We start from the raw sequence: 26,450 nt of genomic DNA, 5'->3' as shown, positions 1-26,450 counted from the left end.
TGTATATCATTATACGGTTTACTACACCAAAAGAAAAGGTGCTTTTAGCACCTAATCAAAAATGTAAGTTGGGTAATTTGTTTCTACGTTATCAAACAAATCTTTGTCATGAATCTTGAAACCATATTTCTTGAAGTAATATAAATCACTATCAGCTCCTGTAGTATCAAGATTTGTTAATACTGTAATTACTGCATCTTTCATATTGTTTGGATCAACTTCAGTGATTTGAACAATTGAATATGTTTCATTGTCAGCTCCGATGATAACATCAGAGATTGTATTTTCAGTTGCGTTTTGAATGAATGATTTTACACTAGTATCTAACTCAGTAGATGTAGTGATGATTCTTTCAGCTCCTGCAGATGATGAGTTATAAGTACTTCCTACAGTTAAACCATCAATACCACTCTCTAAATCAGCTTTAGCAGCTAATGCATCTTCTTCAGTAGCGAATGTTAATACGATAGCTTCTTTTGGATCATATGTTTTTACAAGCGTATCAAAGTTATCTGTAACATATTTCTTAGTAAGTTCAGTTAATTGTGCATTAACTAATAATGAATTTGTATAGAAATCTTGTTCATCAGCATAACCATAACTTTGAATTGTTGTTAAGAATGAATCTTGTAGAGTAGCTTGGTATGTTTCTAAACTAGCTTGAGCTTCTGCTTCAATTTCAGCAGTTACAGGTACTTCATTTTCAAGAATAACGCGTGTAGCTTCTGATAATGCAGCATATCCTGATGCTTGAGCTTTCATTGTTTGATAGATATCATTTTTTGTGATGTTTGTTTCTCCAACAGAGAAGATGACAGTATCTCCATCAGTTAACTTTCCATATGCATCACTACATCCTGTTAATAGGAGTAAGGCGCATAGACTTAATAGTAATTTTTTCATATTGACTCCTCCTATTCAGTAATTCCCATGTAATTCAATAATGCTGTTTTGAATTCTTCATTTTCTTTGAAATCTAAACCTAATGCTTGAGCACTAGCCCAAACAGCCATAGGTTGAATTTCAGGTGTAAATGTTGTTAATTGAGTATAGAAATCAGGGTATGTAGTTAATGTTTCAAAATCTGTAGCATCACATACAATTAAGTGATATCCATAATCTGATTGAATCCATTCGCTTTGTTGACCAGCTTCAAGAGCTAATGCAGCTGCTAAGAATGTTGGAACGAATTGAGTATCAGCATCCATAAAACCTAAGCTACCACCTTGAACTGCGCTTCCTGTATCATCTGAATACTCAGTAGCAACTTCTGCAAATGTTTTACCTTCAGCTAGTGCAGCGTTTACTGCATCCATCTTTGCTTTTTCTTCATCAGTTGGATTAGCAGGATCTGCCATCTTCACTAAGATGTGGCTAACAACACGTGGTTGTTTTGCTTCAGCATAAGGTGTATACACTGTGTCTTTATTTGTTAATACATAATTTTCAATTAATGAGTTCTTTTTAAGACCATCAAGCATATAAGCATTTAAATCACTTGCTTCATCATATCCGAGTGTCTTTAAGATTTTAACTAATTCTTGTTCGTATGTTGTTCCATATTGAGATTGGAAACTACTTACAATGTTTGCAGCATATTCATCTGCAGTTGCTTTCATTTCATCTGTAACTTCAACACTTTCGTTAACTACTGCTTTTTCGAATTGTGTATAAGCAGTTTGAATTCCTAAATCTTTATATAAGATGTCATAGAATTCATTTGCAGTTACATCCTCATTGTTAATTGTGAACATTACATCTTCACCATTCGCTTTTTTACCTTGTACTATGTTTTTTGTTTGATCATAACCGAAGTAAGCAATAATTCCTACAAAGAATACACTGATTAGAATTACAACTCCGTATTTTTTGAACATGTCTTTCATGTCTTTCCTCCTTTGAAACGCTTACTAATTATAGGGTATTTCTACTTTTTTTGCAATTTCTTATGCAATTTTGGCATCTGAACTTTATGTGAACAAAAAATGCATAAGAAAAAAGTGCGTTATTTTCTCAAAAAAGACATAATATGCTATAATCTTTGAGGAGGTTTAAGTATATATGTCAGAACTAATTATTTCAGATCTTCATGTAAGTATTGAAGATAAGGAGATCCTTAAAGGGGTATCTCTAGTTATAAAATCAAACGAGATCCATGCTCTAATGGGACCAAATGGAAACGGTAAAAGTACCTTGTTGTCCGCAATTATGGGGCATCCAAAATATATTGTAACAAGTGGTAGTATTACTTTAGATGGAAAAGATGTTTTATCAATGAGTGTTGATGAAAGAAGCCGTGCTGGTCTTTTTTTAGCAATGCAATATCCACAAGAAGTACCAGGGGTTACCAATAGTGATTTTTTAAGAGCGGCTATCAATGCTCGTCGTGAAACACCAATCCCACTATTCTCTTTTATTAAAGAGATGGAAAAAACGATTAAGGATTTAGAAATGAAACCTGATTTGGCTCATCGTTTCTTAAATGAAGGATTCTCTGGTGGTGAAAAGAAACGTAATGAAATTGTTCAAATGAAATTACTAAAACCAAGCATGGCAATGTTGGATGAAATTGACAGTGGTCTTGATGTCGATGCATTAAAGATTGTTGCAAGTAGCGTTGTAGAACTTCAAAAAGAGATTGGCTGTGGTGTTCTAGCAGTATCTCACTATGAAAGATTCTATCAACTCTTACAACCTACGCATGCTCATGTTTTAATAGATGGTAAGATTGTTCTTGAAGGAAATGAAGAACTTGTTACGAAGATAGATACAGAAGGATATGAATGGTTATACAAAGAATTTGATATTCAACCTGTATTGGAAGAAAAGAAATTAGCACCTCTATCATTAGGATCATGCGCTGCATCTTCAAAAGGTAAACAGGTATGAAATTAATTGATGTTGGTGGAAGAAATAATGAAATTATTCCTGATGGTTATCAAGAGTGGATTATTGACACATTGGACCCATTAACATTGGATTTAACATGCGATGGGATTTCAAGTGTTTTTGTAAATATAAAAAAAGCTTCAAAACTAGGAATAAAGATGACAGTGTTGGAGAATGCTGGATGTTCTTTATTAATATGGAACAATACAACATCTCCTGTAGAGTTTGATGAAAACTATGTAGTCAATAAAAATAGTTATTTAAATCTAGCTTATGGCGAATGTAATACAGCAGATATTCAACGTAATTCAATTGTTTCACTTGTAGATGATGGTGCTACAGCGATGATTAAAAGTGCTACCTTGTGTAAAAATAAGAAAAACACTTCAATACTATGTCAATCACTTGCGCCGCATACAACAGGTAATATGGAAAACTATAGTGTTGTACTTGAGGGTGGCGACTATAAGATGGAAGCAACTGGTAAAATCCACAAGGGTGCCTACGGTTCTAAGTCACATCAAACCTCACGTGCATTAACATTTGATGACAAACAAAAGGCTACCATTATTCCAAAGTTATTAATTGATGAAAATGATGTAGAAGCAAGTCATGCTACAAGTGTTGGTCAAATTGATGAGAACCAAATGGTGTATTTACAATCAAGAGGATTAACACAAAAACAAGTATTAAGTTTAATTACAATTGGATATTTAATGCCAATTGCGGATTTTATAGAAAATGAAGAATTACAAACTGTATTAAGAAGAGAAATAGAAAGTAAGGTGGTCGAGTCATGTTCGATATAAATAAAATCAGAGCAGACTTTCCAATGATTCAAAATAGTAAGGTTGCCTATTTAGATAATGCTGCAACTACATTTAAACCACAATGCGTGATTGATGCAGTTACAAGATACTATACTCATGAAACATCGAATGTTCATCGTGGGGATTATGATTTATCATATCAAGTATCTAAAGACTATGAGGATGCTAGAGAAAGTGTTGCGAAATTCATTAATTGCGATGCAAGAGAAGTAGTATTCACATCAGGTGCTAGTATGTCACTTAATTTAGTTGCGTATGGTTATGGCCGTAAGTTTCTAAAGAAGGGTGATGTTATTCTTTCAACTGAAGCTGAACATGCTTCTAATATTTTACCTTGGTTCAAGGTATGTGAAGAAGTAGGTGCAGTAATTGAATATATACCTTTATCAACTGAAGGTGAAATGACAATTGAAGCTTTTAAGGGTGCAATGCATGACAAAGTAAAGATTGTAGCGATGGCTGAAGTATCAAATGTTATGGGATATATTCAACCCATGAAAGAAATAGTTAAGATTGCACATGAATATGGTGCATTAGTTGTTTGTGATGGAGCACAATCTGTTCCTCATGTTCCAATTGATGTTAAAGATTCAGGTGTTGATTTCTTAGGATTTAGTGCTCATAAAATGTGTGGACCTACAGGAGTAGGTGTTCTTTACGGACGTTTTGATTTACTTCAACAAATGGATCCATTTATGCTAGGTGGAGGTAGTAATGCTCGCTTTGATATATGTGGAAATATCTTATTAAAAGATGCTCCTTATAAATTTGAAGCTGGAACACCAGCAATTGAAGCAGTACTAGGTTTAAAAGCTGCGGTAGAATATCTTCAAACCTTAGGTATGGAGAATGTATATCGCTACGAACATGAATTACGTGTTTATGCATCAAAGCGACTACAAGAATTAGATAACATCACATTCTATAATCCAAATGCATCAACAGGTATTCTTACATTCAATGTAAAAGGCGTGTTTGCACAAGACGCTGCAAGTTATTTGAACTCAAAAGGTATCGCAGTACGTTCAGGTAATCATTGTGCAAAAATATTAATAGAACTAATTGAGGCTTCTGAAACAATTCGTTGTTCATTGTATTTCTATAATACAAAAGAAGAAGTTGATCAATTTATAGAAGCATGTAAAGAGATAACAGTAGAAAACTGTGTAGGTATCTTTTTCTAAGGAGGTCACTATGTCAAGTTTACTTGATGATCCACAAGTTCTAAGAGAACTGATTATGGATCACTATCAATATCCACGTCACCATGCATTAAAAGAAGATGCTACCTATGCCTCGGTGCATATGGCATCGGATTCATGCATTGATGACATTACTGTCCAATCAAAGATTGAAAAAGATATCATCCAAGATATTTGTTTTGATGGTGTAGCTTGTACGATTGCGACTGCATCAACATCGATGATGACAGAATTACTTGTTGGAAAATCAGTTGAGGAAGCAATTCATATTATTGATCAATATTATGCAATGATTGATGAAAAAGAATATGATCCTGAAATACTACAAGAAGCAATTGCTCTTAAAGGTGTTTCTAAACAAGCGAATCGAATAAAATGCGCAACAATTGGTTGGAAGGCAATTCGCCAAATGATTGATGAAAGAGAGAAAGTTTAAATGAGCCATGAAGACGTACTAAAAACACAGGATGAGTATAAGTATGGCTTTAGTGATGAAGATGTAAGTATTTTTAGAACGAAAATCGGTTTAACAGAAGATACGGTTCGTGAAATATCGAAGATAAAAAATGAACCAGATTGGATGTTGGAATATCGTTTGAAAGCATTTCATCTTTTTGAAAAAATGCCAATGCCATCATGGGGACCAAGTCTTGAAGAGTTGAACTTTGATGACTATACATATTATATTCGTCCAAGTGATGAGAAAGAAAATAACTGGGATGAAGTACCAGAAACTATAAAAAACACCTTTGATCGCTTGGGTATTCCTGAAGCTGAACAAAAGTTTTTAGCTGGTGTATCAACACAATATGAATCAGAAGTTGTATATCACAATATGTTAAAAGAAGTGGAAGATAAAGGTGTTATCTTCTTGGATACAGATTCTGCATTGAAACAATATCCAGAATTATTAAAAAAATATTTTGGTACAATTGTATCTTATGCAGACAATAAATTTGCAGCACTCAATTCTGCAGTATGGTCAGGTGGATCATTTATCTATGTACCACCAGGAGTTGTCCTTGATAAACCATTACAATCTTATTTTAGAATTAATTCAGAACGTATGGGTCAATTTGAAAGAACATGTATTGTTGTTGATAAAGGAGCAGATCTTCATTATGTTGAAGGTTGTACAGCACCAAGTTATTCTAAAGATTCATTGCATGCTGCAGTGGTAGAAATCTTTGTTGAAGAAGGTGCAAAATGTCGCTATTCAACAGTTCAAAACTGGTCTAGCAATATTTTAAATCTAGTAACTAAACGTGCGAAAGTAGAAGCACATGGTGCAATGGAATGGATTGATGGAAACATTGGTTCACGTATTACAATGAAATATCCTGCATGTATTCTAAATGGAGAATATGCACGTGGTATGACAATATCAATTGCGGTTGCAAGTGAAAATCAAATTCAAGATGCTGGAGCTAAAATGATTCACTTAGCACCACATACATCAAGTACAATTATTTCTAAATCAGTCGCAAGACGTGGGGGAGCAGTTAACTATCGTGGATTAGTTTCACATGGTCCTAAAGCGGCTTATGCAAAATCAAAGGTAGAGTGTGATACATTGATCTTAGATAAGATTTCAACAAGTGATACAATACCAACGAATGTAAGTAATAATCGTACAAGTACTTTAGAACATGAAGCAACAGTATCTAAGATATCTGAGGAACAATTATTTTATTTGATGTCACGTGGTTTAACAAAATCACAGGCAACGGAGATGATTGTTATGGGATTCTTAGAACCATTCACAAGAGAATTACCAATGGAATATGCAGTAGAATTAAATCAATTATTAAAAATAGATATGGAAGGTTCAATCGGATAAAGATTGAACCTTTTCTTGTGCTATAATAGATACAAGTGAGGGACAACATATGGAGAAACATACTCTTAGAGAAATAGCTCTAAAAAAACGTAGTGAACTATCTGGTGAAGATAGAAAAGAAAAAAGCGAAATCATCGCTAAAGAAATTAAGAATGCATGTCAAGATAAACAAGTCATTGGTATTTATGTAAGTAAAGGTGACGAAGTTGAAACGCATGCACTTATTCAAGACTTCCTACAAGCAGGCAAAACAATTGTTGTACCTAAAGTGGTAAAGAAATCATTAATATTTGTCGAAATTAAATCATTTGATGATCTTGCGGATGGTGTATTTGGGCTTCTTGAACCAATTAGTGATGATGCAATTGATTTAAGCACAATTGAATACATGATTGTACCAATGGTAGCTTTTGATGCACTAAAACATCGTATTGGTTATGGTAAAGGATATTATGATTCAGTATTGGATAAAGTTTCATGTGAACATGTAGGTATTGCTTATGCAATGCAACAAGTAGAAAATTTTATTTGTTCAACACACGATGTTGCGATGGATAAAATTATTACAGAATATTCAGAATTCTAATCTAGGTGTTTCATGAAACAGACTCGGCAAATATCAGATTCAGTAAGACTTGGACTTCTATTGGCTATCAGTGGAGGTTTTATGGATGCTTACTCTTATCTCTTTAGAGGTAAAGTATTTGCGAATGCTCAAACAGGAAACTTATTACTTCTTGGTTTAAATATCTTTGAAGGACATTGGGATGCTTGTATCAAGTATTTAGTGCCAATTGTTTGTTTTATGATAGGTGTATTTCTTGCAACCTGTATCCGTCGTTCATTTCAAAGCTATAAAAAGTTTCATTGGCGTCAATTCACGATTCTCATTGAAGCAATTGTTTTATTTTCAGTTGCATTTCTACCGCAATCTATGAATTTACTCGTCAATAGTTTGATATCGCTAAGCTGTGGTATCCAAATTGAAAGTTTTAAGAAAATCCATGGATTAGGTGCATCAACGACAATGTGTGTTGGTAACTTGCGAAGTGCTACTTCCTTATTAAGTGATTATATCTACACAAAGGACAAAGAAGATTTGAAAAAAGGATTATTGTACTTACTTATTATTTTCTTCTTTGTAATGGGTGCAGTATTAGGAAATGTATTTATACAATCAATGGGGCAATACTCGATTTTGATTTGTTCGTTGTTATTGCTGGTTGCATTTCTATCTATGTTTTATCATCCAGAATCTTATTAATATATAAATTAGACAGACTTAAACAGTTTGTCTTTTTATTTATTGACAACCGTAGAGATAATGCTATGATAATATTGACAAATGTAAATCACGGGGGTGAATAAAATGAAAAAATTACCAGAAGCAGAACTAGAAATCATGAATGTATTATGGCGAGAAAACCGACCACTTAAGACAAGTGAGATAGGGGAATATTGTAAACAAAATAATTGGACGATGTCGACAATACAAGCACTACTTGCTCGACTTCTTGAAAGAGGATTCGTAACGCTTGAAAAAGATGGCAGAATCAAACTATATGAGCCAAATGTCAAAGAAGAAGAGTATAAATCAAAAGAAACAGAATGGTTTATGGATAAAGTACATAACAATTCAATGAAAAGTTTAGTGACATCGTTAATTGACTCAACAAAACTTAGTAAATCTGATATTGATGAGTTGGAAGAAATTCTCAGAAAAGCAGGAAAATAGTTCAAGATAAAATAAGTGGAGAAAATACAATATGAAATTTATAAAAACAGCTTTTATTTTGTTTGTAGCCGTTATCTTTCTAAGTGGATGTACAAAAGAGAAATACACAACAGAAGTTTTAAGTGATCATTTAAAAGTGCAACATTATGATAATAGAGAAGAGTACATATTCAATGAGGTTAGATTCACTGTAACAAATGATGCAACATACACACTTGTTGATATCATGGAAATAGGTGATCCAACGAACATCTTTACCCTAGCACATGAAGGTGATTTAGTTTTCTTTCTGTTAGATAATGAAATTGAAAATTATGGAGGAGACTTCATCGTTACTAAATTTGATCTTCCTGAACAATATAAGCATATTCAGGATGTAGGGGAATATCAGATTGGATATTTAACACTTCCTCAAGACGATCCAAACAGAGTTGAATTTATTGAAAAAATGGATTTTAGAATAGAAAAATAGGAGTACTTTATGGAAAATATGGTAAAGATGATTTTGGAAGTTATGATTACAATGTCATTTTGTATTGTAGTTTTAAGTGTTATTAAGAAAATAACCAAAAATAAATATGGATACAAAATTCGTTATTTATTGTGGTACTTGATCGCAATACGTTTGATACTTCCTTTCAATATTTCATTACCAACATCTTTTCAAATAGAAGAGCCTAGCATGCCTGTTATCCATGTAAGCAATCCTGTAGAATTTGAAGAAGTAAAAATAGCTCCAGAAGTATCTATGAAGTATGAAATCTTAAATACTTATGATAAGACAGATGTATTAGCTAAATCTGGGTTAGAAATTAGCTATGTAGCGATAGGATTAGGACTAAGTTTAACAGTTTCATGTTTACTAATTCTTACACAAGTTATCAAGTATTTCCGTGACTTAAATATCTTGAAGAGAAAGAGTAAAAAGCCAAGTCGTGCTTTAGTGAATCTGTTTAATACATTACAAAAATCCATGGGTATTCATAAGGATATTCCAATTTATATTGTAGAGAACTTAAGTTCTCCTATGCTTGTGGGAGTTTTTAAACCCTTTGTTGTACTACCAAATTTAGAATTAAGTGAAGAACAAGTTGAAATGATATGTATGCATGAATTAATGCATTATAAACGCAAAGATGTTGTGTTCAAATGGATTCTCATGTTTATAAAATCATTATACTGGTTTAATCCCTTTGTTTATTTACTTTATAAAGAAGCAGATAAAGATATTGAACTATCTTGTGATGAAATGATTCTTAAAGAAAAGTCACTAGAATATCGTAAAGAATATGGATTTACAATTTTAGATGTGCTCAAGAATCAAAATAAAAATATGAATATGTTATTGACCACAAACTTCAACTCAAATAAGTTTGTGGTTAAGGAAAGAATTGTAGGCCTTTTAAATACTAATGTAAAAAAGTTAAGTAAGAATTTTGTGTTAGGTGCAATGTGTGTTGTTTTGCTTAGCTCGATGTTGGTCTCATGTTCAAGCACAGAAACTAAGAATAATGTAGCAAACCGAAAAATTAATCGTTTAGATACAACAGAAGGTACTGAGTATTATTTCACGATATATAATCAAGAGTTTGGTGTAAAAGTACTGAAAGATGCATCGTTTAAAATGACTGTACCAGAAGTTATTCAAGCAGATGAGGGTGTCTATAAAAAAGGTGATATTGCATTTAGTTTTGTCGACAAAGAAACTGGTGATGTGTTGATGGATCTTATTTATTCCACTGAGGATCATTATGAAATAACAAATGAGTATACAAAGAATAAAAAGAAGTTATATTCATTTAATCATCTTAATGAAAATGTGAATGAAGTTGTACAAGATTTTGTTATTCTTCATGATGATTATTATTTGACGGAAGAAGTTATGAATAATTCACTTAATTCATGTGCATTAATCAAGCCAAAAGATGATGATTATATTTATGTTGAGTTTTATACACAAGATAAACTAGAGAAGAGTTATGCGAATACCTTCATTGATAAACCAGAAAATGAAATAGAATTAACCTCAACCCCTGATGATCGAATTGGTTCAAATAATATTGTTATGGAAAATTGTAGTACTATAGGTAATCAAGTAAGTGGAGTAAGTGGTAGTGTTTACCAATATGAACGCTCACGCGAAAATGATATAAAAGAATTTCTTAAAGGTACTCGTGTTCAACCGGTCGGTGCTTTTGGCAAAGTATATGATGGATTCTATTTTGATGATATTCTTGTAGTTGATGAGTATTATCAAATTGTTGATCAAATATCGAATAAGTAATATCTGAAAAGATGTTACTTATTTTTAATTTTCTTTATGTATAAATAATGACATAAGATACTTCTATTCAAGTCTTTTCTTATCAAATGAGGTGCACTATGATAAAATGATGAAACAGGAGGGCACTTATGAATCTTATTGAATGTTGGATTGAACATCCGGTTTTACAACTGGATAAAACGTATTCTTATGTCACAGAGAATGATTCTATTGTCCCTGGAGTTCGAGTACTTATTAATTTTAATCATCGTGAAATCATCGGATTCGTTGAATCTGTTACTAAATATAATTCTTTAGAGGAAATCAATGAAGAAAAGGGGTTTGAATGCAAACCTATTTTAAGTGTGTTAGATGAAGAGTCATATTTGACACCTGAATTAATTAATCTTGCAAAATGGATGGCATATGATACTGTATCTCCAACAATTAGCTGTTTTAAAACAATGCTTCCATCCAAAGTAAAACCTACAAGTAGTAATCATAAAATTAAAATGGAAAAGTGGGTACATGCAAATGATTTTGAAGCATCGTTAACACCAAAACAAGCAGAAGTTTATGAGTATGTATGTACGAAAGGCGAGTTGAAATATACTGATTTAAGAGTTAAGTATGGTGTTCATGCGAAAAACTGTATTGATAAAGGTGTTTTAGAAGTCATTGAAAAAGAGGTTAGTGCTATATTTGATGATGAAATAGTTACATCAGAACGATTGAATTTGAGTGAATGCCAAGAAAAAGCGATGAAGCAAATTCAAGAAACAGATAAAAGTGTAATTTTATTACATGGATTAACGGGTAGTGGTAAGACAGAAGTATATCTTCAACTTGCTGAAGAAGTTGTTGAAAAAGGTAAACAAGTTTTATTTTTGGTGCCAGAAATTAGTTTAACACCCCAAATGGTATCACGTGTTAAAAGTCGTTTTGGAAGTCATGTAGCGATTTATCATTCAGGATTAAATCCTCAAGAAAAATATGAACAGTTTAAGTTGGTTAAAGAAGGAGTTGTCAATGTTGTAGTTGGAACACGTTCATCTGTCTTTATGCCGTTTTATGATTTAGGATTAATCATTCTCGATGAAGAACACGATCATTCTTATAAACAAGATAATACACCTCAATACCATTGTCGCGATATAGCGATACATCGTGCTTCAACATTTGGTTGTAAAGTGATATTAGGAAGTGCTACACCATCACTAGAATCATATGCTCGTGCGATTCGAAATGTATATGAACTTGTGGAAATGAATCAACGTATAAATGAAACTCTACCCACCATTCATTGTGTAAATTTAAAGAACACAATTAAAAAAGGAGAGTCATATATTTTAAGTAATACTTTAGTTGAAAAGATTGAAGAAAGATTAAAACGTCATGAACAAGTTATCTTATTACTCAATCGTAGGGGATATAGTACAACGCTTCGTTGCAATCGTTGTCAAGAAGTAATAATGTGTCCTCATTGCGAGTTGGCCATGTCATATCATGCAAGTGATAAAACACTAAAATGTCATACATGTGGTGAAGTAATACGAAATATTCATGAATGTCCTACTTGTAAATCAAAAGCTGGATTTTCAACATTTGGGTTTGGTACCCAACGATTAGAAGAGGAACTTCAACAACGTTTTAAAGAGAGTCGTATCTTGCGCATGGATGCGGATACAACATCTAAAAAGAATAGTCATGAACGTTTGCTTCAAATGTTCGAAGATGGCAAAGCTGATATTTTAGTAGGTACCCAAATGATTGCGAAAGGATTGGATTATCCACGAGTTACACTTGTTGGTGTGCTCAATGCCGATGCTGGATTAAATCGTAGTGATTATCGTAGTGTTGAATCAACGTTTGATTTAATTGTACAAGCATCAGGAAGAAGTGGCCGTAGTGAATTAGCAGGTGAGGTTGTACTTCAAGTTTTTGATGAAGAGCATTATGCAATACAAACAGCACTAAGACAAGATTATGTTTCATTCTTTAATTGTGAAATGAAATTTAGACATGCAGGTGGATATCCACCTTATAACTATATGATATCAATTCTTGTACAAGATATGAATCAAGACAAAGCTAAGAAAATAGTCAAAGAGATTCATAATGAGTTAAAAGGTGATTTTAAAATATTGGGTCCATCTACACTATTGAGAATTAAAGATACCTATCGTTATCGTATATTAATTAAAGGTAAAGATTTAGAAAAAATGAAAGATTGTGTGCGTAGTGTTGTAAGAGAGAAATGTGCAATTGGGGGATGTCCAACAATTAAGGTGGATGTGAATCCAATGATATTAGATTAGGAGAAATCAAATGAATGCAAGATCAGTTGCGTATGATTGTTTGTGTAAAATCATACTAGAGGGACAATACGCTAATTTGATGATGCGTAAAGCCTTAGAGAATATTAGTGATAAAGATAAAGGATTTGTAACACAAATTGTATATGGTACATTGCGTAATTATCGTTTATGTCGTTATCAATGGGTTGATTTAATAAGTACACCATGTGATCGAAAGATTGCGATTCTTTTAGATATGAGTGTCTATCAATTATTTTTTATGGATAAAGTACCCACGTATGCCATACTTAATGAAGCAGTAGATTGTGCAGCTAAATCAAGTAAAGGATTTGTGAATGCAATTTTACGTAAAGTAGAAGTTCGAGGAAAACTTGAATCTTCTGATATTGGTGTCGCGACAAGTCATCCAGAATGGTTACTTAACTTATGGAAATCCCATTATGGTCAAGAACAAATGGAAAAGATAGCACAGGGTAATAATTTAGATGCGCAAGTGGTAGGTAGACTCAATACTTATAAATGTAATAAAGAAGAAGTAGAACAAATGGAAGGAGTTCACTTTCTAGATGAGTTGGCCTTTGTAGCTGATTTTAATCTTGTGCAAAGTGATCTATTTAAAGAAGGGAAAATTGTAATCCAAGATGAATCCAGTCAACAAGTAGTAAAGATGATGGATGTCAAAGAGGGAATGCGTGTATTGGATTGTTGTAGTGCGCCAGGTACCAAGACGTCACAAATCGCAATGATGATGAACAACACAGGAGAAATCATTGCGAATGAGTTACATGAACATCGAGCAAAACTTGTAGAAGATACGATGAGTAAACTAGGATTCACGAATACTGTGGTCATTCAAGATGATGCTTTAAACCTAAGTCAACGATTTGAAGAAGCATCTTTTGATGCGATTTTAGTAGATGCTCCTTGTTCTGGATTGGGTGTACTTCGTCGAAAACCAGAGATTAAAAGTAAAATAAAACCTGAAAATATAGATGAAATTGTACAACTTCAGGCCAATATCCTAGATTCTGTACAATCACTCTTGAAGAAACAAGGGGTTTTAGTTTATAGTACATGTACACTCAATAAAAAAGAAAATGAGAAACAAATAGAAAAATTCTTAAAAAATCATGAGGAATATGAATTAATTTGTGAAAAAACTATTTTTCCTACGGATGCAACAAAAGATGGTTTCTATATGGCTAAGGTGTTAAAAAAAGGTTAATTTGTGGTAGAATAGTACAGTGGTGAAAAAATGAAGACAATTTATGATTATAGTTATACCGAGCTAGAGACACTATTTCTAGGCTGGGGATGGAAAAAATTTAGAGCTGATCAATGCTTTCAATGGCTTTACCGTAAACGTGTTTCAAGTTTTAATGAAATGACGGATATGAGTAAAGAAGCAATTGAAAAGCTTTCAGCTGAATATTGTATTAATCCACTTGAATTAGTTGATAAACAAGTTGCGAAAGATTTAACCGCAAAATATTTATTTAAACTTCAAGATGGTTCTTTAATTGAAACAGTATTAATGCATTATGAGTTTGGTGAGAGTATTTGTGTTACATCGCAAGTAGGCTGCAACATGGGCTGTAAGTTCTGTGCTTCTGGTTTACTTAAGAAGCAACGCGATTTAACTAGTGGTGAAATTGTTGCACAAATTATGTATGTTCAAAAAGAGTTGGATGTAGAAGAAAAGAGAATATCAAACTTGGTGATCATGGGAACAGGAGAGCCTTTTGATAATTATGATAACGTCATGAATTTTTGTAGAACAATCAATCATGATAAAGGATTAGCATTAGGGGCAAGACACATTACAATTAGTACTTGTGGTATTGTACCAATGATTGAAAAATTCTCTAAAGAACATGTGCAATATAATCTTGCGATATCCTTGCATGCACCAACGGATGAATTACGAAATCAACTTATGCCAATTAACCGTGCTTATCCATTGAATCAATTAATGGGAGCACTTAGAAAATATAGTGAAGAGAATAACCGTCGATTAACTTTTGAATATGTATTATTAAAGGGTGTAAATGACAGTGATCAAGATGCAAGAGATTTAGCAAATTTAATTCGTGGATGTAATGCCTATGTCAACTTAATTCCTTATAATCAAGTTGATGAACATGGATATAAAACTTGTGACTCAAAATCGGCTTTGCGTTTCTATGATGCATTAATGAAGAACAAAGTCAAAGCAACTTTACGTGCTAAACATGGTGATGATATTGATGCAGCATGTGGACAGTTAAGAGCAAAACACGAAAGGGGATAATTTCTCGATGCGTTATTATGGAGTGACAGATAAAGGACTCGTAAGAAAAACAAATCAAGATAATTATGTCATCGCCTCCAATGAGGTAGGCGATGTTTTTGCTATTGTCTGCGATGGTATTGGTGGAGGCCGTGCGGGTGATGTGGCTTCGAAGATTGCAATTGATTACTTCTCAGAAATGTTTAGTGAAAACAAAGGATTTCGAGATGAAGAAGATGTAATTCGTTGGATTCGATATCATTTATTAAAAGCCAATGACATTATTTTTACTAAATCAACTACTTCCAATGTATACAAAGGAATGGGTACAACATTTGTTGGGGTATTAATTTGTAAGATTGGACGTTATGTCGTCAATATTGGAGACAGTAGAGTTTATTGTGCCTATCCTGATGGACGATTTGTTCCAGTCACAAAAGACCATACTCTGGTCAATGATTTACTAAAAACAGGTGAAATAACAAAAGAAGAAGCAGAGTTTCATCCAAAGAAAAATGTCATTACAAATGCCTTGGGTGTTTGGGATAATGTACGTATTGATATTGACCCTCACCCAGAGAAAATAAACTCATTTTTAATTTGTAGTGATGGTCTATATGGCTATGTTGAACATGAGGTCATTTATAAAATAATGATGAGTAAAGAATTAAGCACAACTTTAAAAGTAAGAAACCTATTAAATAAGTCTTTAAAAGTAGGTGGGTATGATAATGTAACAATTATTTTGATAGAACTGGAGGCAAATGACAACCGATGAATGAAACTATAGCGAATCGATATATACTGACCAAACACATTGGACAGGGTGGAATGGCTGATGTTTATGTAGCAGTCGATATTATACTTAATCGTGAAGTAGCAATTAAAATATTACGTGGTGAACTAAGTAGTGACCCCGTTAATTTATTGCGTTTTCAACGTGAAGCAAGTGCCTCAACTGCATTAACGCATCCTAATATTGTAGATATATATGATGTGGGCGAAGAAAATGGTAAACATTTTATTGTTATGGAATACATCAGAGGGAAGACGCTTAAGCAATTGATTAATCAACGTGGTGCACTTTGCAAAGAAGAAGCCATTGATATTATGAAACAACTTATCAGTGCTACGGCCGAAGCTCACCGCAAAGGAATCATCCACCGTGATATCAAATCACAAAACGTGATTGTTATGGCGGATGGAACCATTAAAATGTTAGACTTTGGTATTGCTTTGGCACAAGGGTCATTACAATTAACACAATCAGATTCTGTTATGGGATCAGTACATTATTTGGCACCAGAATTAGCACGTGGAGAATCAGCAACAAATCAAAGTGATATCTATTCTTTAGGCATTGTTTTCTTTGAATTACTTACGGGAGAATTACCATTTCAAGCAGATGCTCCTGTACAAGTAGCTCTTAAACATATGCGTAATGAAATTCCGTCAGTAAGAGAATTTAACCCTTCATTACCACAATCAGTTGAAAATATCATTACAAAATCAACTGTGAAGAATAAGTCATATCGCTATCAATCATGTTTAGAAATGTTAAATGACATCAATCAATGTTTACTGCCAGTTCATGCGAACGATAAAAAATTAGTCTTCACATCAAAAGCGAATGACAATAAGACAGTAATGTTCAATCAACTCGAAGATGAGAAGACATCCGATACTAGAAAGAAAAAAGCACCTGTTAAACAAAGAAAATCAATTCTACCTAAAATTATTACTACGCTTATCTTAATTCTAACAATAGGAGTAGGGTATATGTTGATTTCGTTATCAGGAATTCTTGATCCAATTACAAGAAGATTTGAAATACCAGACATAATGGGACTAACAATAACTGAAGCAAAAGATATTTGTATAGAGAATAATCTCATGTTAGATACTTCAAATGTTACTTATAAACTAACGGAAAATACACCTAAAGGACAAATTGTAGAAGTGAATCCAGCTGTAGGTACTAATGTTGAAAAAGGATCACGTGTTCAGGTAACGGTTTCAAGTGGTATTGGAGTACGTGTTAAAGATTATACTGGTTACAATCAAAAAGATGCGAAAGCTGAATTAAGTCAATATAAGAATATGAGAGTTTATACGGTTTCAGAAGAAAATGCAGATGTACCAGCTGGACAGGTTATTCGCCAAGAATTATTACTTGCGAACACTGAATTCAATCCAGAATCAGCTACAGAGATTCGCTTAGTGTATTCTAGTTATCCAAGTATTGTTATTCCTCATAGCTTAAAAGGAATGCCAATTGAAGATGCGAAAGCTGAGTTAGAAGCGCTTGGTGCAGATGTTCGTTTAAGTACAATGGATACTAGTACGATGAGTGATGAAGAAAGAGCGAATTTATCATATGGAGTTGTGATTGATACTTCACCTGCATTAGGTAGTGCATTTACACAAGAAGAAGGAAGCTATATTCTTTTATATTACTATTAGGGAGATTGAATGAAAGCTAGAATAATAAAAATAATTTCTAATCAATACACTGTTTTAACAGAAAATAATGAACGTGTTTTGTGCGTTGCAATGGGAAAGATTCGTCTTCAAATTACACCAGTAGTAGGCGATCTTGTTGAAATCGTACGTTACGATGATCAAGTAGGTATCGAAAAAATTCTTGAGCGAAAGAATACTTTAGTGCGCCCTGCAATCGCAAATGTTGATCAAGCTATTATTGTCATGTCTAGTAAAGATCCAGAGTTTAGTACTACACTTGTTGATCGTATTTCATTCTTGATTCAAATCGCAAATATTCAACCTATTTTATGTATTACAAAAATGGATTTAGTTGATGAACATGATGAACTTTATCAAATTATTGATGATTATCGTAAGTCGGGATATATCTGTTTATTATGTGGTAGAGATAATGTAGATAACGAGCTTGCATCCATTTTATGTGATAAAATAACTGTGTTAACAGGGCAAAGCGGAGTAGGTAAATCAACTTTGTTGAACACACTTGATCCTACTTTTAAACTACGCACACAAGAAACATCAAAAGCGCTAGGTAGAGGTAAGCACACGACTCGCCATTCAGAACTGCATGAAGTTGCAGGAGGGTGGGTTGCAGATACACCAGGATTCTCATCGCTAGATTTTACCCATACTACTCCAGATGAGCTTGCGAATTCATTGTTTGAATTTAGGCCCTATATTGGTAAATGTAAGTTTAGAAACTGTATTCATGTCAATGAACCAGGATGTGTTGTAAAAGAAGCTGTTGAAAATGGTAGCTTGTCTAAAATACGTTATGATGATTATTTGCAATGTTTACCATTAATGAAGAAATAGGAGAAAATAATATGATTATATCACCATCAGTGTTATCACTTGATTTTTGTAAAATCAATGAACAAACAGAACAATTAAATCGATCAAAAGCGGAGTGGTTACACTTTGATGTTATGGATGGTCATTTTGTACCTAATTTAACATTTGGTCCAGATATATTAAAGGCATTTAGACGTTTAAGTAATTTATTTTTAGATGTGCATATCATGGTAAGTAACCCATTATTCTTTAGTGATGTATTTATTGATGCTGGTGCTGAAATGATTACTTTTCACTATGAAGCATGTAAAGATAATGAAGAATGTTTAATGATTGCTAAACACATCCATGATCGTGGTATTAAAGCAGGAATAAGTATTAAGCCAAATACAGATGTATCGGTATTAAAAGATATTCTAGGTGCATTTGATTTGGTATTGGTTATGTCAGTTGAACCTGGTTTTGGTGGTCAATCGTTCATGATGAATGCAATAGATAAAATAAAAACGCTACGAACAATGATTGATGACAATCATTACAATACCCTCATCCAAGTTGATGGAGGCATCAACCAAGAAACTGCAACCCTTTGTAAAGATGCAGGTGTGGATGTGTTGGTAGCAGGTAGTTATGTATTTAAAAATGATATTGAGAAAGCTGTCGAGAGTTTATGTTAAAAAGAGCGATTTTAGTTGCGAATATAAAAACTGATCTTGTTCAAACATATGGTGATTACATTGGAATTGATCGTGGTGCATTGCATTTAGCAAATCAAGGTAAACACATGGTTCTTGCGGTTGGTGATTTTGATTCAATTGAAATTGAGGAAAAAGAGTTAGTTTATCAAATGAGTGATGAAGTGATTCAACTTGAACCGATGAAAGATTTTAGTGATAGTCAAGCAGCGATTCACCAATGCAAAGAAAGAGGGTATGAGGAAATACTCTTCTATGGTGGATTAGGTAAACGATTTGATCATCATTATGTAAATGAAAGAATGTTAATGAATGAAGATATCAATCTGAAACTAATTGATGATAAAAATTGCATGGTAGTGCTTAGAGAGGGTACTCATTTAATTGAAAAGAATGGGTACAAGTATTTATCGCTCTTTGCAATAGAAGATGCTGTAGTGACCCTTACGGACGTTAAATATCCATTGGATCATTATAAAATGGATACAAAAAATCTCATTGGATTATCCAATGAGATAGTTGATCAAGTTGGTATGGTATGTGTACATGCAGGTAAACTATTATGTATGCAAACAAATGATTGAATAAAACATGAAAAAAAAGAGTCGTTAGACTCTTTTATTTTGCTGCTTGTTCAGCTTTTAATGTTTTAAGTGCACGAGCGGAAATACGGATTCTTTGTGGTTTCCCATCAATCATCACTCTAACTTTTTGTAAATTTACATTCCATTTACGACGAGTCGCACGTAATGAATGTGAACGTCTATTTCCTGATAATGCTTTTTTACCGGATACGGCACAAACTCTTGACATACCGTAGACCCCCTCTCTAATTTCGTAATTCGCTTGTAAACTATAACATACCTATTCATTCTTTGCAAGTATTTGGACGACATTTTCTTATGAAAATTATTCATTTTATTACGTAATCTCTTTTTATAATGGAATATATGTGTTATTATAACATTGTGAATTTGAAAAGGGGGTCTCCTAAGGACATGGATAAACAAATCTTTGCTGCCCTAGAAATAGCAGATCACGAAATTAGATTAATTTTAGGCGAATTTTTTAATACTCGCTTTAATATTATCAAAGTGGAAAGAGTACCAGCATTTGGGATAAGCAATAACAGAATATCTGACGCTGAAGCGATTCAAGAGTCAATTAAAAAAGCGGTTGATAATGCTACTCGTACAGTAGGAGCAAAAATTGAGCGTGTTTTATTGTGTATTCCTTCAGTTAATATGCATCGTTACCCACTTAAAGTGAATACAAGAGTAGAATCAATTGAGAATGTTGTGACTATTCAAGATATTCGTCGTTCTGTAAAAAAGGCAATGGCTACTAAAATTGATGATTCTTTGGCTATGGTACAAGCAGTTTGCGTGAAATACACATGCAATGGTATTTCAACAAGACGTATGCCGCTAAATGAAAAATGTTCGGATTTAACAATTGATATTGATTTATTATGTGTTGATCGTGATGTAGCATTTGACTTAGTACGCTGTGTAGAAGAAACAGGATTAAGTGTTATGGATATTTATTTGGATACGTTTGCACTTGCAAAAGAAGCGGCGTTATTCGAACAAACAATGGATCAAAATGTAATTGTTATTAAACTTGAAAGACAAACTACAACACTTGGTTTACTATCAAAAGGAAAACTAATGAATAGTGATATCTTTGAGAATGGTATAGATACATGGATTGATTCAATCAAAGAAAAATTTGACCTACCCAATGAGACTATTTCTCGTTTATTGAAATATAATGCTCGATTGGATGAGACATCATACACAAATTCGCCTATTTATATTTGGGCAAATCATGGTGAAACATTCACGATGTCTGAGAAAGAATTATGTGGTTGTATTGAAAAAGATGTTCAAAAGTGGTTGAGCGATATGAAATCTATTTGTCTTCCTATCTTGAATTCAAATAAGACGACTGTTATGATTACTGGAGAAGGTGGAGAACTTCAAGGTTTAGCTACTTTACTGTCGAAACAACTAGGTGTTGAAGTAAAGAATTATACACCAGAAACATTAGGTGTTAGATACAGTGGTTTATCGACATGTTTAGGTTTATTCTTTGCATATAAAGATCAGCTTCCTATTAATGGACAAAATGAAAATAGTATTGATATGGAGCAATTTAGTAAGACTGTTCACTATAAAGAACAAAATCCTGATTCAGAAGAAGAATCAATTACAAAACGTTTGAAAGGTATGCTTTTTGAAGCAAGAAAGTAAGAGGAATAAGAGATGGCAGATTTAGCTTATAATCAAGTAGCGAAAATTAAAGTATTTGGTATCGGTGGGGCTGGTAACAATGCTGTTAACCGTATGGTGCAAGAAGGTGTTCAGGGGGTTGAATTCTTCATTGCGAATACTGATTTACAAGTACTAGAAGTTTCACCAGTTGAAAATAAAATAGTATTAGGTAAAGATGGCTTAGGAGCAGGCGGAAATCCTTTAAACGGACGTAAAGCGGCAGAAGAAAGTCAAGAAGATATCAAGAAAGCTATGGAAGGCGCAGATATGATCTTCCTTACTGCTGGTCTTGGTGGAGGAACTGGTACTGGTGCTGCACCATTATTTGCGAAAGTTGCAAAAGAAATGGGTGCTTTAACTGTGGGTATCGTGACAAAACCTTTTAGTTTTGAAGGAAAACGTCGTATGGTTCAAGCTGAAGAAGGTCTTGAACAATTAAAAGAATATGTTGATAGTTTAATTATAGTTTCAAATAATCGCGTACTAGAAGTTATTGGACATATTCCATTTGAAGAAGCATTCAAAGAAGCAGATAACGTATTACGTCAAGGTGTACAAACCATTACTGACTTAATTGCTGTTCCAGCATTAATGAACTTAGACTTTGCTGACGTTCGTTCAATTATGGAAGGTCAAGGATCTGCATTAATTGGTATTGGTATGTCACAAGGTGATAACAAAGCTCAAGAAGCTGCACAAAAAGCAATTCAATCTCCATTATTAGAAGCTCAAATTACTGGCGCTAAAAATGCTATCGTTAATGTAACTGGTGGCGCTTCAATTTCAGTATATGATGCTAGTGAAGCAGTTGAATTTATTCGTGAAGCAGCAGGAAATGATATTGATATTATATTCGGGGTTGCTATCAATGAAAAAATTGGTGATGCAATTATCGTTACAGTAATCGCAACAGGTTTCGATTTACCTAAAGCAAAGATTCCTACTCAAGGTAAACCTGTAACTCAATCAAATTATACTCATGAATTTGAAGAAGAAGTAATTGTGGAAGAAGAAGATAATCAAATTCCAGGATTCTTCAAACTACGTTAATAGAAAAGTAAAAATGGAGCTAACCAGCTCCATTTTCTTATGTTAGTATGTTCGTTTTTTCTTTACAAGAATTGAATAAATCTTTTTTTTGATTCGTTTCAATAGATTAGTCTTTTTGAAATATGAACGGTAATGCTTTTCATTTAATATAAAATCAAATTCTCCAATGTATTCAACAAAACGTGGACCAAAACTACTCTTATATTCATATAAACCATAATAGGGATCGGACTTGTTGGTTTCACCAGAAAAACCAACCATATCGTATTCTTTAACGCCATGTTGTTTCATATCGTTAATCGCAAACATGTGCAATGAATCAGAAGAATGAATTGTCGGAAAGTTCTTGTTGTTATAAATATATAAATCCCAACACTTCGTATTTAATCTCATGAATAACCCAGCTGCAACAATTACTTTTTCACCATACTTATTCAACCAAACTTGAGCTTGTTCCTTTTCTTCTTTTTTGTAAGAAGCAGCCTTTAAGTCAAGTTTGTATTTCTTTGTTTGAAGTAAGTCTTCGATGTTTTGGATGTATTGTTTTATGTTGAATTCTGTAACGTAATATACAACTTGTTCTTCCAAATCTTCTACAAGATTTTCAAAGTAGGATAGGGGTTTAGGTTTGAATCCTTTTTGCATAGATAATTGTTTTTCAAATAAAGCAATATAAATTAAATCATCTTTAGTACCAAGTCGTGTTGATAATCCTTGAATGCCTATATGATTTATTTTTGATTTTCTACGCTTTTCAAAATGATTTATAATTTCAGGTAGAGGTTTATCAATATCGATAACGAGTGTAAAACGATTTACCCAACTTCCGTTATAAGCATAACCATAACCTTTATGTTTAAAGCCTTCATCGATTAATAACTTTGTTACAAACTCGTTGTTAAATCCATCATCAATTACATTACCGGATAGTTCATGATGTCTTCTTTCAACATTGAAATCAATTCTTAGAAAATCAGCATTTTGTTTTGTTATATATTTTTGAATTTGTTGAATAAAGTAGCGTGTTACTAATTCACTATTGTAATCCGTACACAATCCCCAAGGGCAATAGAAGTAATGTATGTCTTTTGTTTTCTTTTCTAGTAGCAAACTTGTGGCAATTAATGTATGATGTTCTTGTAATCCAATGTAGTGAGGTATTAAACCTTCAGTATGTCGTTTGTGATTTGCCCACGAAGATAGTTTCATGTAATGACTATGTGGGTGAAGAGATACAAAATTATCGAATATAACTGGGTCTACATGCGTGATAAATTCCATAAAGACACAACCTTTCTACTTATAGTCTACATATGTAGACCTTAGAAGTCAAGTGTCTTTTTATATTGAAACATAATAAAAACAGTTAATCATTTGATTAACTGTCTAATTTTTTTTCAAACTTTTAATTGTGCAATAGGAAATGGTTACGATACAACCCATCATAATGATGCAATTTAATCTTAGAATCCATACATTCATAGGTAATATTGTATTGTGTACACCTAGAATAATGAGGGTGATGATGAGTATCATTGTACTGATAATTCTGATGTTTTTCACTTATTCTTCTCCTTATAAGTTCAAGTAATTATGAACTTTTTTGTTTTTGGTTTAATATTGCGTTAACTTTTCTTTTTACTTTACTGTATAAGCGATATTGTTTGATGAAGTTTTGATATGCTTTTGGTGATTGGATATAATCGAATTCACCTATGTATTCGGTAAACTCACTTCCAAATGATTTTTTATAACTATAGAGTCCGTAATAGGGATCTTCTTTTTTTACTGTTCCTGAGAATCCACACATGTCATAATGGGTAACTCCAAGATTTTTCATATCTTGCATTGCAAAGAAGTGTAAATTATCTACTGGTTTTACAAAACCGAATTCCTTCTTGTTGTAAGTATATAAATCATATGAAGTATCACCATAATAAAGAAATAAACCAGCTGCAATTTTTACATGGTCTCCATATGTTTTTTGTAATTGAAGAGCTTCTTTGTATTCTTTTTCTTTTGAAGCGTAGGCTTCTTTATCTTTTGCGTATTTTTTTGAATGAATTTCTTCATCTAATCCTTGAACCATTCTTGCTAAATCGATTTCTGTGACATAGAACCGAGCATTTTGTTTAAATGATTCAATAATCTTTTTAAAGTATTCTTTTGAATGTGGTTTAAATCCTTGAAGTTCAGCTAACTCTTTTTCAAACGAACAGAGTGCATCTAAATCATCTAAGGTACCAATACGTGTTTGAACACCGATAATTTGGTGACGTTTAATGGCTGTTTGACGTGGTTTTGCATAAGATGCAAGTATTTCATCAATAGTCTTGTTTAAACTCGCTACAAGCGTGTAACGATTCACCCAACTGCCGTTATAGGCATAGCCATAACCTTTGTGTTTGAAACCACAGTCTATAATTGTATCTGTAATGTGTTCGTTGTTGATACCTTCAATTTCATTGCCATCTAAATCACGAGAAACACGAATAACATTGAAATCGATTCGTAACATAAAACAATTTTCATTCTTTGTGAATGTTTTTAATAAATTTAATGTTTCTTTGAGTTGTGTTTGATTTTGATAATCAATACATGGTCCCCAAGGAATATAAAGATAGGATTTATTCAACCATTTCTTTTTAAGTACAAGAGCTGTTCCTATTAATTTGTCTTCTTCATAAAACCCAACATAGAAAGGTTTTGTATTAGCATCAAGCGTATTTACCCACATCGATGTTTTCATATAATGTCCATGAGTATGATTTTTTACGAACTCATTAAATTCAGTAATTTTACAATTAGGATTTAGTAACATATAGACCAACCTTTCTAATGTATTATAGCACAAACTTTACATTCAGTTTCTTGTATTTAAAATCTTAAAGTTCTATAATAGTACAATATGAATGGAGATATACAATGAAGAATATACTGGATTTACATACACATACAATAAGTAGTGGACATGCGTATAGTACGCTACAAGAAAATATACAAGCTGCCAAACTCAAGGGCTTAAAATATTATGGCATGAGTGATCATGCTCCGGGTATTCCTGGTGGAACTCATTTCTTTCATTTTAAAAACTTGGAAATTATACCGACTGAAATCGATGGTGTTCGAGTTTTAAGAGGGTGTGAATTAAATATCATTGATGAATTAGGTACTGTGGATTTAGAGAAAAATATTTTAGAAAAACTTGATTATTGTATCGCATCTTTCCATTCTCCTTGTTATAGCTCAAAGCATACCCTTGAAGATAATATGAGTGCATATAAAGCAATTTGTCATAATCCATATGTACATATCATTGGTCATGCTGATGATGGAAGATATCCTTGTGATTATGAAGAACTTGCGAAAATGGCTAAGGAAACTAATACATTGATTGAATTAAACAATTCATCACTACGTCCTAATGCAAGTCGTATTAATGGACAAGAGAATTGTCGTAAAATATTGCAAGCGTGTAAAAAAGTGGGATGCATGATTGTCTTAAATAGTGATGCCCACATCTCATTTGATGTTGGAAGAGATGATTATTCAACGATATTAATTGAAGAAGTAGATTTTCCAAAAGAATTGATTCTTAACTACAATGAAGATAAATTAAATAATTTTATCAAATTGAAGGATTCAACCAGTAAGGAGTAAGTTTATAGAGAATTGTAATTTTGAAATAATTTTCAGAAAAAGATATTGACATCTTACATTCAAAGGTTTAAAGTACTGTTAAAGACATTGAAGAGAAAAGTAATGTCAACCTAAATTCTTAGA

The 26,450-nt window shown here is 32.9% G+C and carries 26 protein-coding genes; 21 read left to right on the top strand and 5 right to left on the bottom strand.

Annotated elements, in window-relative coordinates; translation table 11 throughout:
- Window positions 1-51 precede the first annotated feature (51 nt).
- Both RR643_RS02575 and RR643_RS02570 read right to left on the bottom strand, forming a co-directional pair.
- Window positions 52-903, bottom strand: a complete 852-nt coding sequence (locus RR643_RS02575; RefSeq protein WP_332469239.1) for a hypothetical protein — start codon at window positions 901-903, stop codon at window positions 52-54.
- 11 nt (window positions 904-914) lie between these two features.
- Window positions 915-1,886 carry a foldase protein PrsA gene (locus tag RR643_RS02570; RefSeq protein WP_332469238.1) on the bottom strand — a complete coding sequence of 324 codons (972 nt, stop codon included), beginning with the start codon at window positions 1,884-1,886 and terminating at the stop codon, window positions 915-917.
- Between the two features lie 175 nt (window positions 1,887-2,061).
- On the opposite strand from RR643_RS02570, the gene sufC reads away from it, so the two are divergent.
- The 18 genes from sufC to RR643_RS02480 all read left to right on the top strand — a co-directional run bounded on the left by sufC (window position 2,062) and on the right by RR643_RS02480 (window position 19,925).
- A complete protein-coding gene (gene sufC / locus RR643_RS02565) occupies window positions 2,062-2,889 on the top strand; it encodes a Fe-S cluster assembly ATPase SufC (protein ID WP_332469237.1) in 828 nt (275 codons plus the stop codon).
- Entirely contained in the window at window positions 2,886-3,698 is an 813-nt protein-coding gene (locus RR643_RS02560; RefSeq protein ID WP_332469236.1) for a SufD family Fe-S cluster assembly protein, read from the top strand. The genes sufC and RR643_RS02560 overlap by 4 nt, the downstream gene beginning before the upstream one ends.
- Window positions 3,686-4,903 carry an aminotransferase class V-fold PLP-dependent enzyme gene (locus RR643_RS02555; protein ID WP_332469235.1) on the top strand — a complete coding sequence of 406 codons (1,218 nt, stop codon included), beginning with the start codon at window positions 3,686-3,688 and terminating at the stop codon, window positions 4,901-4,903. Before RR643_RS02560 ends, RR643_RS02555 begins: the two co-directional genes overlap by 13 nt.
- 10 nt (window positions 4,904-4,913) lie before the next feature.
- Window positions 4,914-5,357, top strand: a complete 444-nt coding sequence (gene sufU / locus RR643_RS02550; RefSeq protein WP_332469234.1) for a Fe-S cluster assembly sulfur transfer protein SufU — start codon at window positions 4,914-4,916, stop codon at window positions 5,355-5,357.
- Complete coding sequence (sufB, locus tag RR643_RS02545; RefSeq protein WP_332469233.1) at window positions 5,358-6,761, top strand: Fe-S cluster assembly protein SufB; 1,404 nt, start codon at window positions 5,358-5,360, stop codon at window positions 6,759-6,761.
- A 49-nt stretch (window positions 6,762-6,810) separates the two neighbouring features.
- Window positions 6,811-7,347, top strand: coding sequence for a 5-formyltetrahydrofolate cyclo-ligase (locus RR643_RS02540; protein WP_332482225.1), 537 nt, complete (start codon window positions 6,811-6,813; stop codon window positions 7,345-7,347).
- Between the two features lie 12 nt (window positions 7,348-7,359).
- Entirely contained in the window at window positions 7,360-8,025 is a 666-nt protein-coding gene (locus RR643_RS02535; protein ID WP_332482224.1) for a YoaK family protein, read from the top strand.
- Between the two features lie 105 nt (window positions 8,026-8,130).
- Window positions 8,131-8,496, top strand: coding sequence for a BlaI/MecI/CopY family transcriptional regulator (locus RR643_RS02530; protein ID WP_332469230.1), 366 nt, complete (start codon window positions 8,131-8,133; stop codon window positions 8,494-8,496).
- Window positions 8,497-8,527: 31 nt separating this feature from the next.
- Entirely contained in the window at window positions 8,528-8,968 is a 441-nt protein-coding gene (locus RR643_RS02525; protein ID WP_332482223.1) for a hypothetical protein, read from the top strand.
- 9 nt (window positions 8,969-8,977) lie between these two features.
- On the top strand, window positions 8,978-10,780 hold the full coding sequence (locus RR643_RS02520) for a M56 family metallopeptidase (RefSeq protein ID WP_332482222.1): 1,803 nt from the start codon (window positions 8,978-8,980) through the stop codon (window positions 10,778-10,780).
- Window positions 10,781-10,908: 128 nt separating this feature from the next.
- A complete protein-coding gene (priA, locus tag RR643_RS02515) occupies window positions 10,909-13,077 on the top strand; it encodes a replication restart helicase PriA (protein ID WP_332482221.1) in 2,169 nt (722 codons plus the stop codon).
- 10 nt (window positions 13,078-13,087) lie between these two features.
- A complete protein-coding gene (rsmB, locus tag RR643_RS02510) occupies window positions 13,088-14,302 on the top strand; it encodes a 16S rRNA (cytosine(967)-C(5))-methyltransferase RsmB (RefSeq protein ID WP_332472465.1) in 1,215 nt (404 codons plus the stop codon).
- A gap of 30 nt (window positions 14,303-14,332) precedes the next feature.
- Window positions 14,333-15,367 (top strand): 23S rRNA (adenine(2503)-C(2))-methyltransferase RlmN, encoded by a 1,035-nt coding sequence (rlmN, locus tag RR643_RS02505; protein ID WP_332469225.1) that lies wholly within the window; start codon window positions 14,333-14,335, stop codon window positions 15,365-15,367.
- 7 nt (window positions 15,368-15,374) lie between these two features.
- Window positions 15,375-16,124 (top strand): Stp1/IreP family PP2C-type Ser/Thr phosphatase, encoded by a 750-nt coding sequence (locus tag RR643_RS02500; protein ID WP_332469224.1) that lies wholly within the window; start codon window positions 15,375-15,377, stop codon window positions 16,122-16,124.
- Entirely contained in the window at window positions 16,121-17,809 is a 1,689-nt protein-coding gene (pknB, locus tag RR643_RS02495) for a Stk1 family PASTA domain-containing Ser/Thr kinase (protein ID WP_332469223.1), read from the top strand. The genes RR643_RS02500 and pknB overlap by 4 nt, the downstream gene beginning before the upstream one ends.
- A 9-nt stretch (window positions 17,810-17,818) precedes the next feature.
- Window positions 17,819-18,667, top strand: coding sequence for a ribosome small subunit-dependent GTPase A (gene rsgA / locus RR643_RS02490; protein WP_332482220.1), 849 nt, complete (start codon window positions 17,819-17,821; stop codon window positions 18,665-18,667).
- A gap of 11 nt (window positions 18,668-18,678) precedes the next feature.
- A complete protein-coding gene (rpe, locus tag RR643_RS02485; protein WP_332482219.1) occupies window positions 18,679-19,323 on the top strand; it encodes a ribulose-phosphate 3-epimerase in 645 nt (214 codons plus the stop codon).
- Window positions 19,317-19,925, top strand: a complete 609-nt coding sequence (locus tag RR643_RS02480; protein ID WP_332469220.1) for a thiamine diphosphokinase — start codon at window positions 19,317-19,319, stop codon at window positions 19,923-19,925. Before rpe ends, RR643_RS02480 begins: the two co-directional genes overlap by 7 nt.
- Window positions 19,926-19,959: 34 nt before the next feature.
- Here RR643_RS02480 and rpmB read toward each other — a convergent pair whose 3' ends face one another.
- Window positions 19,960-20,154, bottom strand: coding sequence for a 50S ribosomal protein L28 (gene rpmB / locus RR643_RS02475; protein ID WP_078711928.1), 195 nt, complete (start codon window positions 20,152-20,154; stop codon window positions 19,960-19,962).
- 185 nt (window positions 20,155-20,339) lie between these two features.
- Between rpmB and RR643_RS02470 the strand changes: the two genes are divergently transcribed.
- Entirely contained in the window at window positions 20,340-21,596 is a 1,257-nt protein-coding gene (locus RR643_RS02470; RefSeq protein WP_332482218.1) for a cell division protein FtsA, read from the top strand.
- A gap of 12 nt (window positions 21,597-21,608) precedes the next feature.
- Complete coding sequence (gene ftsZ, locus RR643_RS02465) at window positions 21,609-22,667, top strand: cell division protein FtsZ (RefSeq protein ID WP_332469218.1); 1,059 nt, start codon at window positions 21,609-21,611, stop codon at window positions 22,665-22,667.
- Between the two features lie 42 nt (window positions 22,668-22,709).
- Here ftsZ and RR643_RS02460 read toward each other — a convergent pair whose 3' ends face one another.
- Together RR643_RS02460 and RR643_RS02455 are read right to left on the bottom strand one after the other, a co-directional pair.
- Window positions 22,710-23,948, bottom strand: a complete 1,239-nt coding sequence (locus RR643_RS02460) for a lipid II:glycine glycyltransferase FemX (RefSeq protein WP_332482217.1) — start codon at window positions 23,946-23,948, stop codon at window positions 22,710-22,712.
- Window positions 23,949-24,258: 310 nt separating this feature from the next.
- A complete protein-coding gene (locus tag RR643_RS02455) occupies window positions 24,259-25,488 on the bottom strand; it encodes a lipid II:glycine glycyltransferase FemX (RefSeq protein ID WP_332482216.1) in 1,230 nt (409 codons plus the stop codon).
- A 104-nt stretch (window positions 25,489-25,592) separates the two neighbouring features.
- On the opposite strand from RR643_RS02455, the gene RR643_RS02450 reads away from it, so the two are divergent.
- A complete protein-coding gene (locus RR643_RS02450) occupies window positions 25,593-26,327 on the top strand; it encodes a phosphatase (protein ID WP_332482215.1) in 735 nt (244 codons plus the stop codon).
- Window positions 26,328-26,450: the final 123 nt, after the last annotated feature.

Origin of the sequence: Anaerorhabdus sp., assembly GCF_036637135.1 — a bacterium.
GTDB lineage: Bacteria > Bacillota_I > Bacilli_A > Erysipelotrichales > Erysipelotrichaceae > Anaerorhabdus.
The sequence above is the reverse complement of the archived record's forward strand: the minus strand, read 5'-3'. Positions and strand labels throughout refer to the sequence as shown.

What these genes read in the sequence shown, in the direction of transcription:
- RR643_RS02555 (WP_332469235.1), top strand. Translation starts at nt 3,686, where the DNA reads ATGTTCGATATAAATAAAATCAGAGCAGACTTTCCAATGATTCAAAAT.
- RR643_RS02530 (WP_332469230.1), top strand. Translation starts at nt 8,131, where the DNA reads ATGAAAAAATTACCAGAAGCAGAACTAGAAATCATGAATGTATTATGG.
- RR643_RS02450 (WP_332482215.1), top strand. Translation starts at nt 25,593, where the DNA reads ATGAAGAATATACTGGATTTACATACACATACAATAAGTAGTGGACAT.
- RR643_RS02535 (WP_332482224.1), top strand. Translation starts at nt 7,360, where the DNA reads ATGAAACAGACTCGGCAAATATCAGATTCAGTAAGACTTGGACTTCTA.
- rlmN (WP_332469225.1), top strand. Translation starts at nt 14,333, where the DNA reads ATGAAGACAATTTATGATTATAGTTATACCGAGCTAGAGACACTATTT.
- RR643_RS02540 (WP_332482225.1), top strand. Translation starts at nt 6,811, where the DNA reads ATGGAGAAACATACTCTTAGAGAAATAGCTCTAAAAAAACGTAGTGAA.
- rsgA (WP_332482220.1), top strand. Translation starts at nt 17,819, where the DNA reads ATGAAAGCTAGAATAATAAAAATAATTTCTAATCAATACACTGTTTTA.
- RR643_RS02525 (WP_332482223.1), top strand. Translation starts at nt 8,528, where the DNA reads ATGAAATTTATAAAAACAGCTTTTATTTTGTTTGTAGCCGTTATCTTT.
- RR643_RS02570 (WP_332469238.1), bottom strand. Translation starts at nt 1,886, where the DNA reads ATGAAAGACATGTTCAAAAAATACGGAGTTGTAATTCTAATCAGTGTA.
- RR643_RS02470 (WP_332482218.1), top strand. Translation starts at nt 20,340, where the DNA reads ATGGATAAACAAATCTTTGCTGCCCTAGAAATAGCAGATCACGAAATT.
- rsmB (WP_332472465.1), top strand. Translation starts at nt 13,088, where the DNA reads ATGAATGCAAGATCAGTTGCGTATGATTGTTTGTGTAAAATCATACTA.
- RR643_RS02500 (WP_332469224.1), top strand. Translation starts at nt 15,375, where the DNA reads ATGCGTTATTATGGAGTGACAGATAAAGGACTCGTAAGAAAAACAAAT.
- sufU (WP_332469234.1), top strand. Translation starts at nt 4,914, where the DNA reads ATGTCAAGTTTACTTGATGATCCACAAGTTCTAAGAGAACTGATTATG.
- rpe (WP_332482219.1), top strand. Translation starts at nt 18,679, where the DNA reads ATGATTATATCACCATCAGTGTTATCACTTGATTTTTGTAAAATCAAT.
- sufC (WP_332469237.1), top strand. Translation starts at nt 2,062, where the DNA reads ATGTCAGAACTAATTATTTCAGATCTTCATGTAAGTATTGAAGATAAG.
- RR643_RS02520 (WP_332482222.1), top strand. Translation starts at nt 8,978, where the DNA reads ATGGAAAATATGGTAAAGATGATTTTGGAAGTTATGATTACAATGTCA.
- rpmB (WP_078711928.1), bottom strand. Translation starts at nt 20,154, where the DNA reads ATGTCAAGAGTTTGTGCCGTATCCGGTAAAAAAGCATTATCAGGAAAT.
- pknB (WP_332469223.1), top strand. Translation starts at nt 16,121, where the DNA reads ATGAATGAAACTATAGCGAATCGATATATACTGACCAAACACATTGGA.
- RR643_RS02480 (WP_332469220.1), top strand. Translation starts at nt 19,317, where the DNA reads ATGTTAAAAAGAGCGATTTTAGTTGCGAATATAAAAACTGATCTTGTT.
- RR643_RS02460 (WP_332482217.1), bottom strand. Translation starts at nt 23,948, where the DNA reads ATGGAATTTATCACGCATGTAGACCCAGTTATATTCGATAATTTTGTA.
- priA (WP_332482221.1), top strand. Translation starts at nt 10,909, where the DNA reads ATGAATCTTATTGAATGTTGGATTGAACATCCGGTTTTACAACTGGAT.
- ftsZ (WP_332469218.1), top strand. Translation starts at nt 21,609, where the DNA reads ATGGCAGATTTAGCTTATAATCAAGTAGCGAAAATTAAAGTATTTGGT.
- RR643_RS02455 (WP_332482216.1), bottom strand. Translation starts at nt 25,488, where the DNA reads ATGTTACTAAATCCTAATTGTAAAATTACTGAATTTAATGAGTTCGTA.
- RR643_RS02560 (WP_332469236.1), top strand. Translation starts at nt 2,886, where the DNA reads ATGAAATTAATTGATGTTGGTGGAAGAAATAATGAAATTATTCCTGAT.
- sufB (WP_332469233.1), top strand. Translation starts at nt 5,358, where the DNA reads ATGAGCCATGAAGACGTACTAAAAACACAGGATGAGTATAAGTATGGC.
- RR643_RS02575 (WP_332469239.1), bottom strand. Translation starts at nt 903, where the DNA reads ATGAAAAAATTACTATTAAGTCTATGCGCCTTACTCCTATTAACAGGA.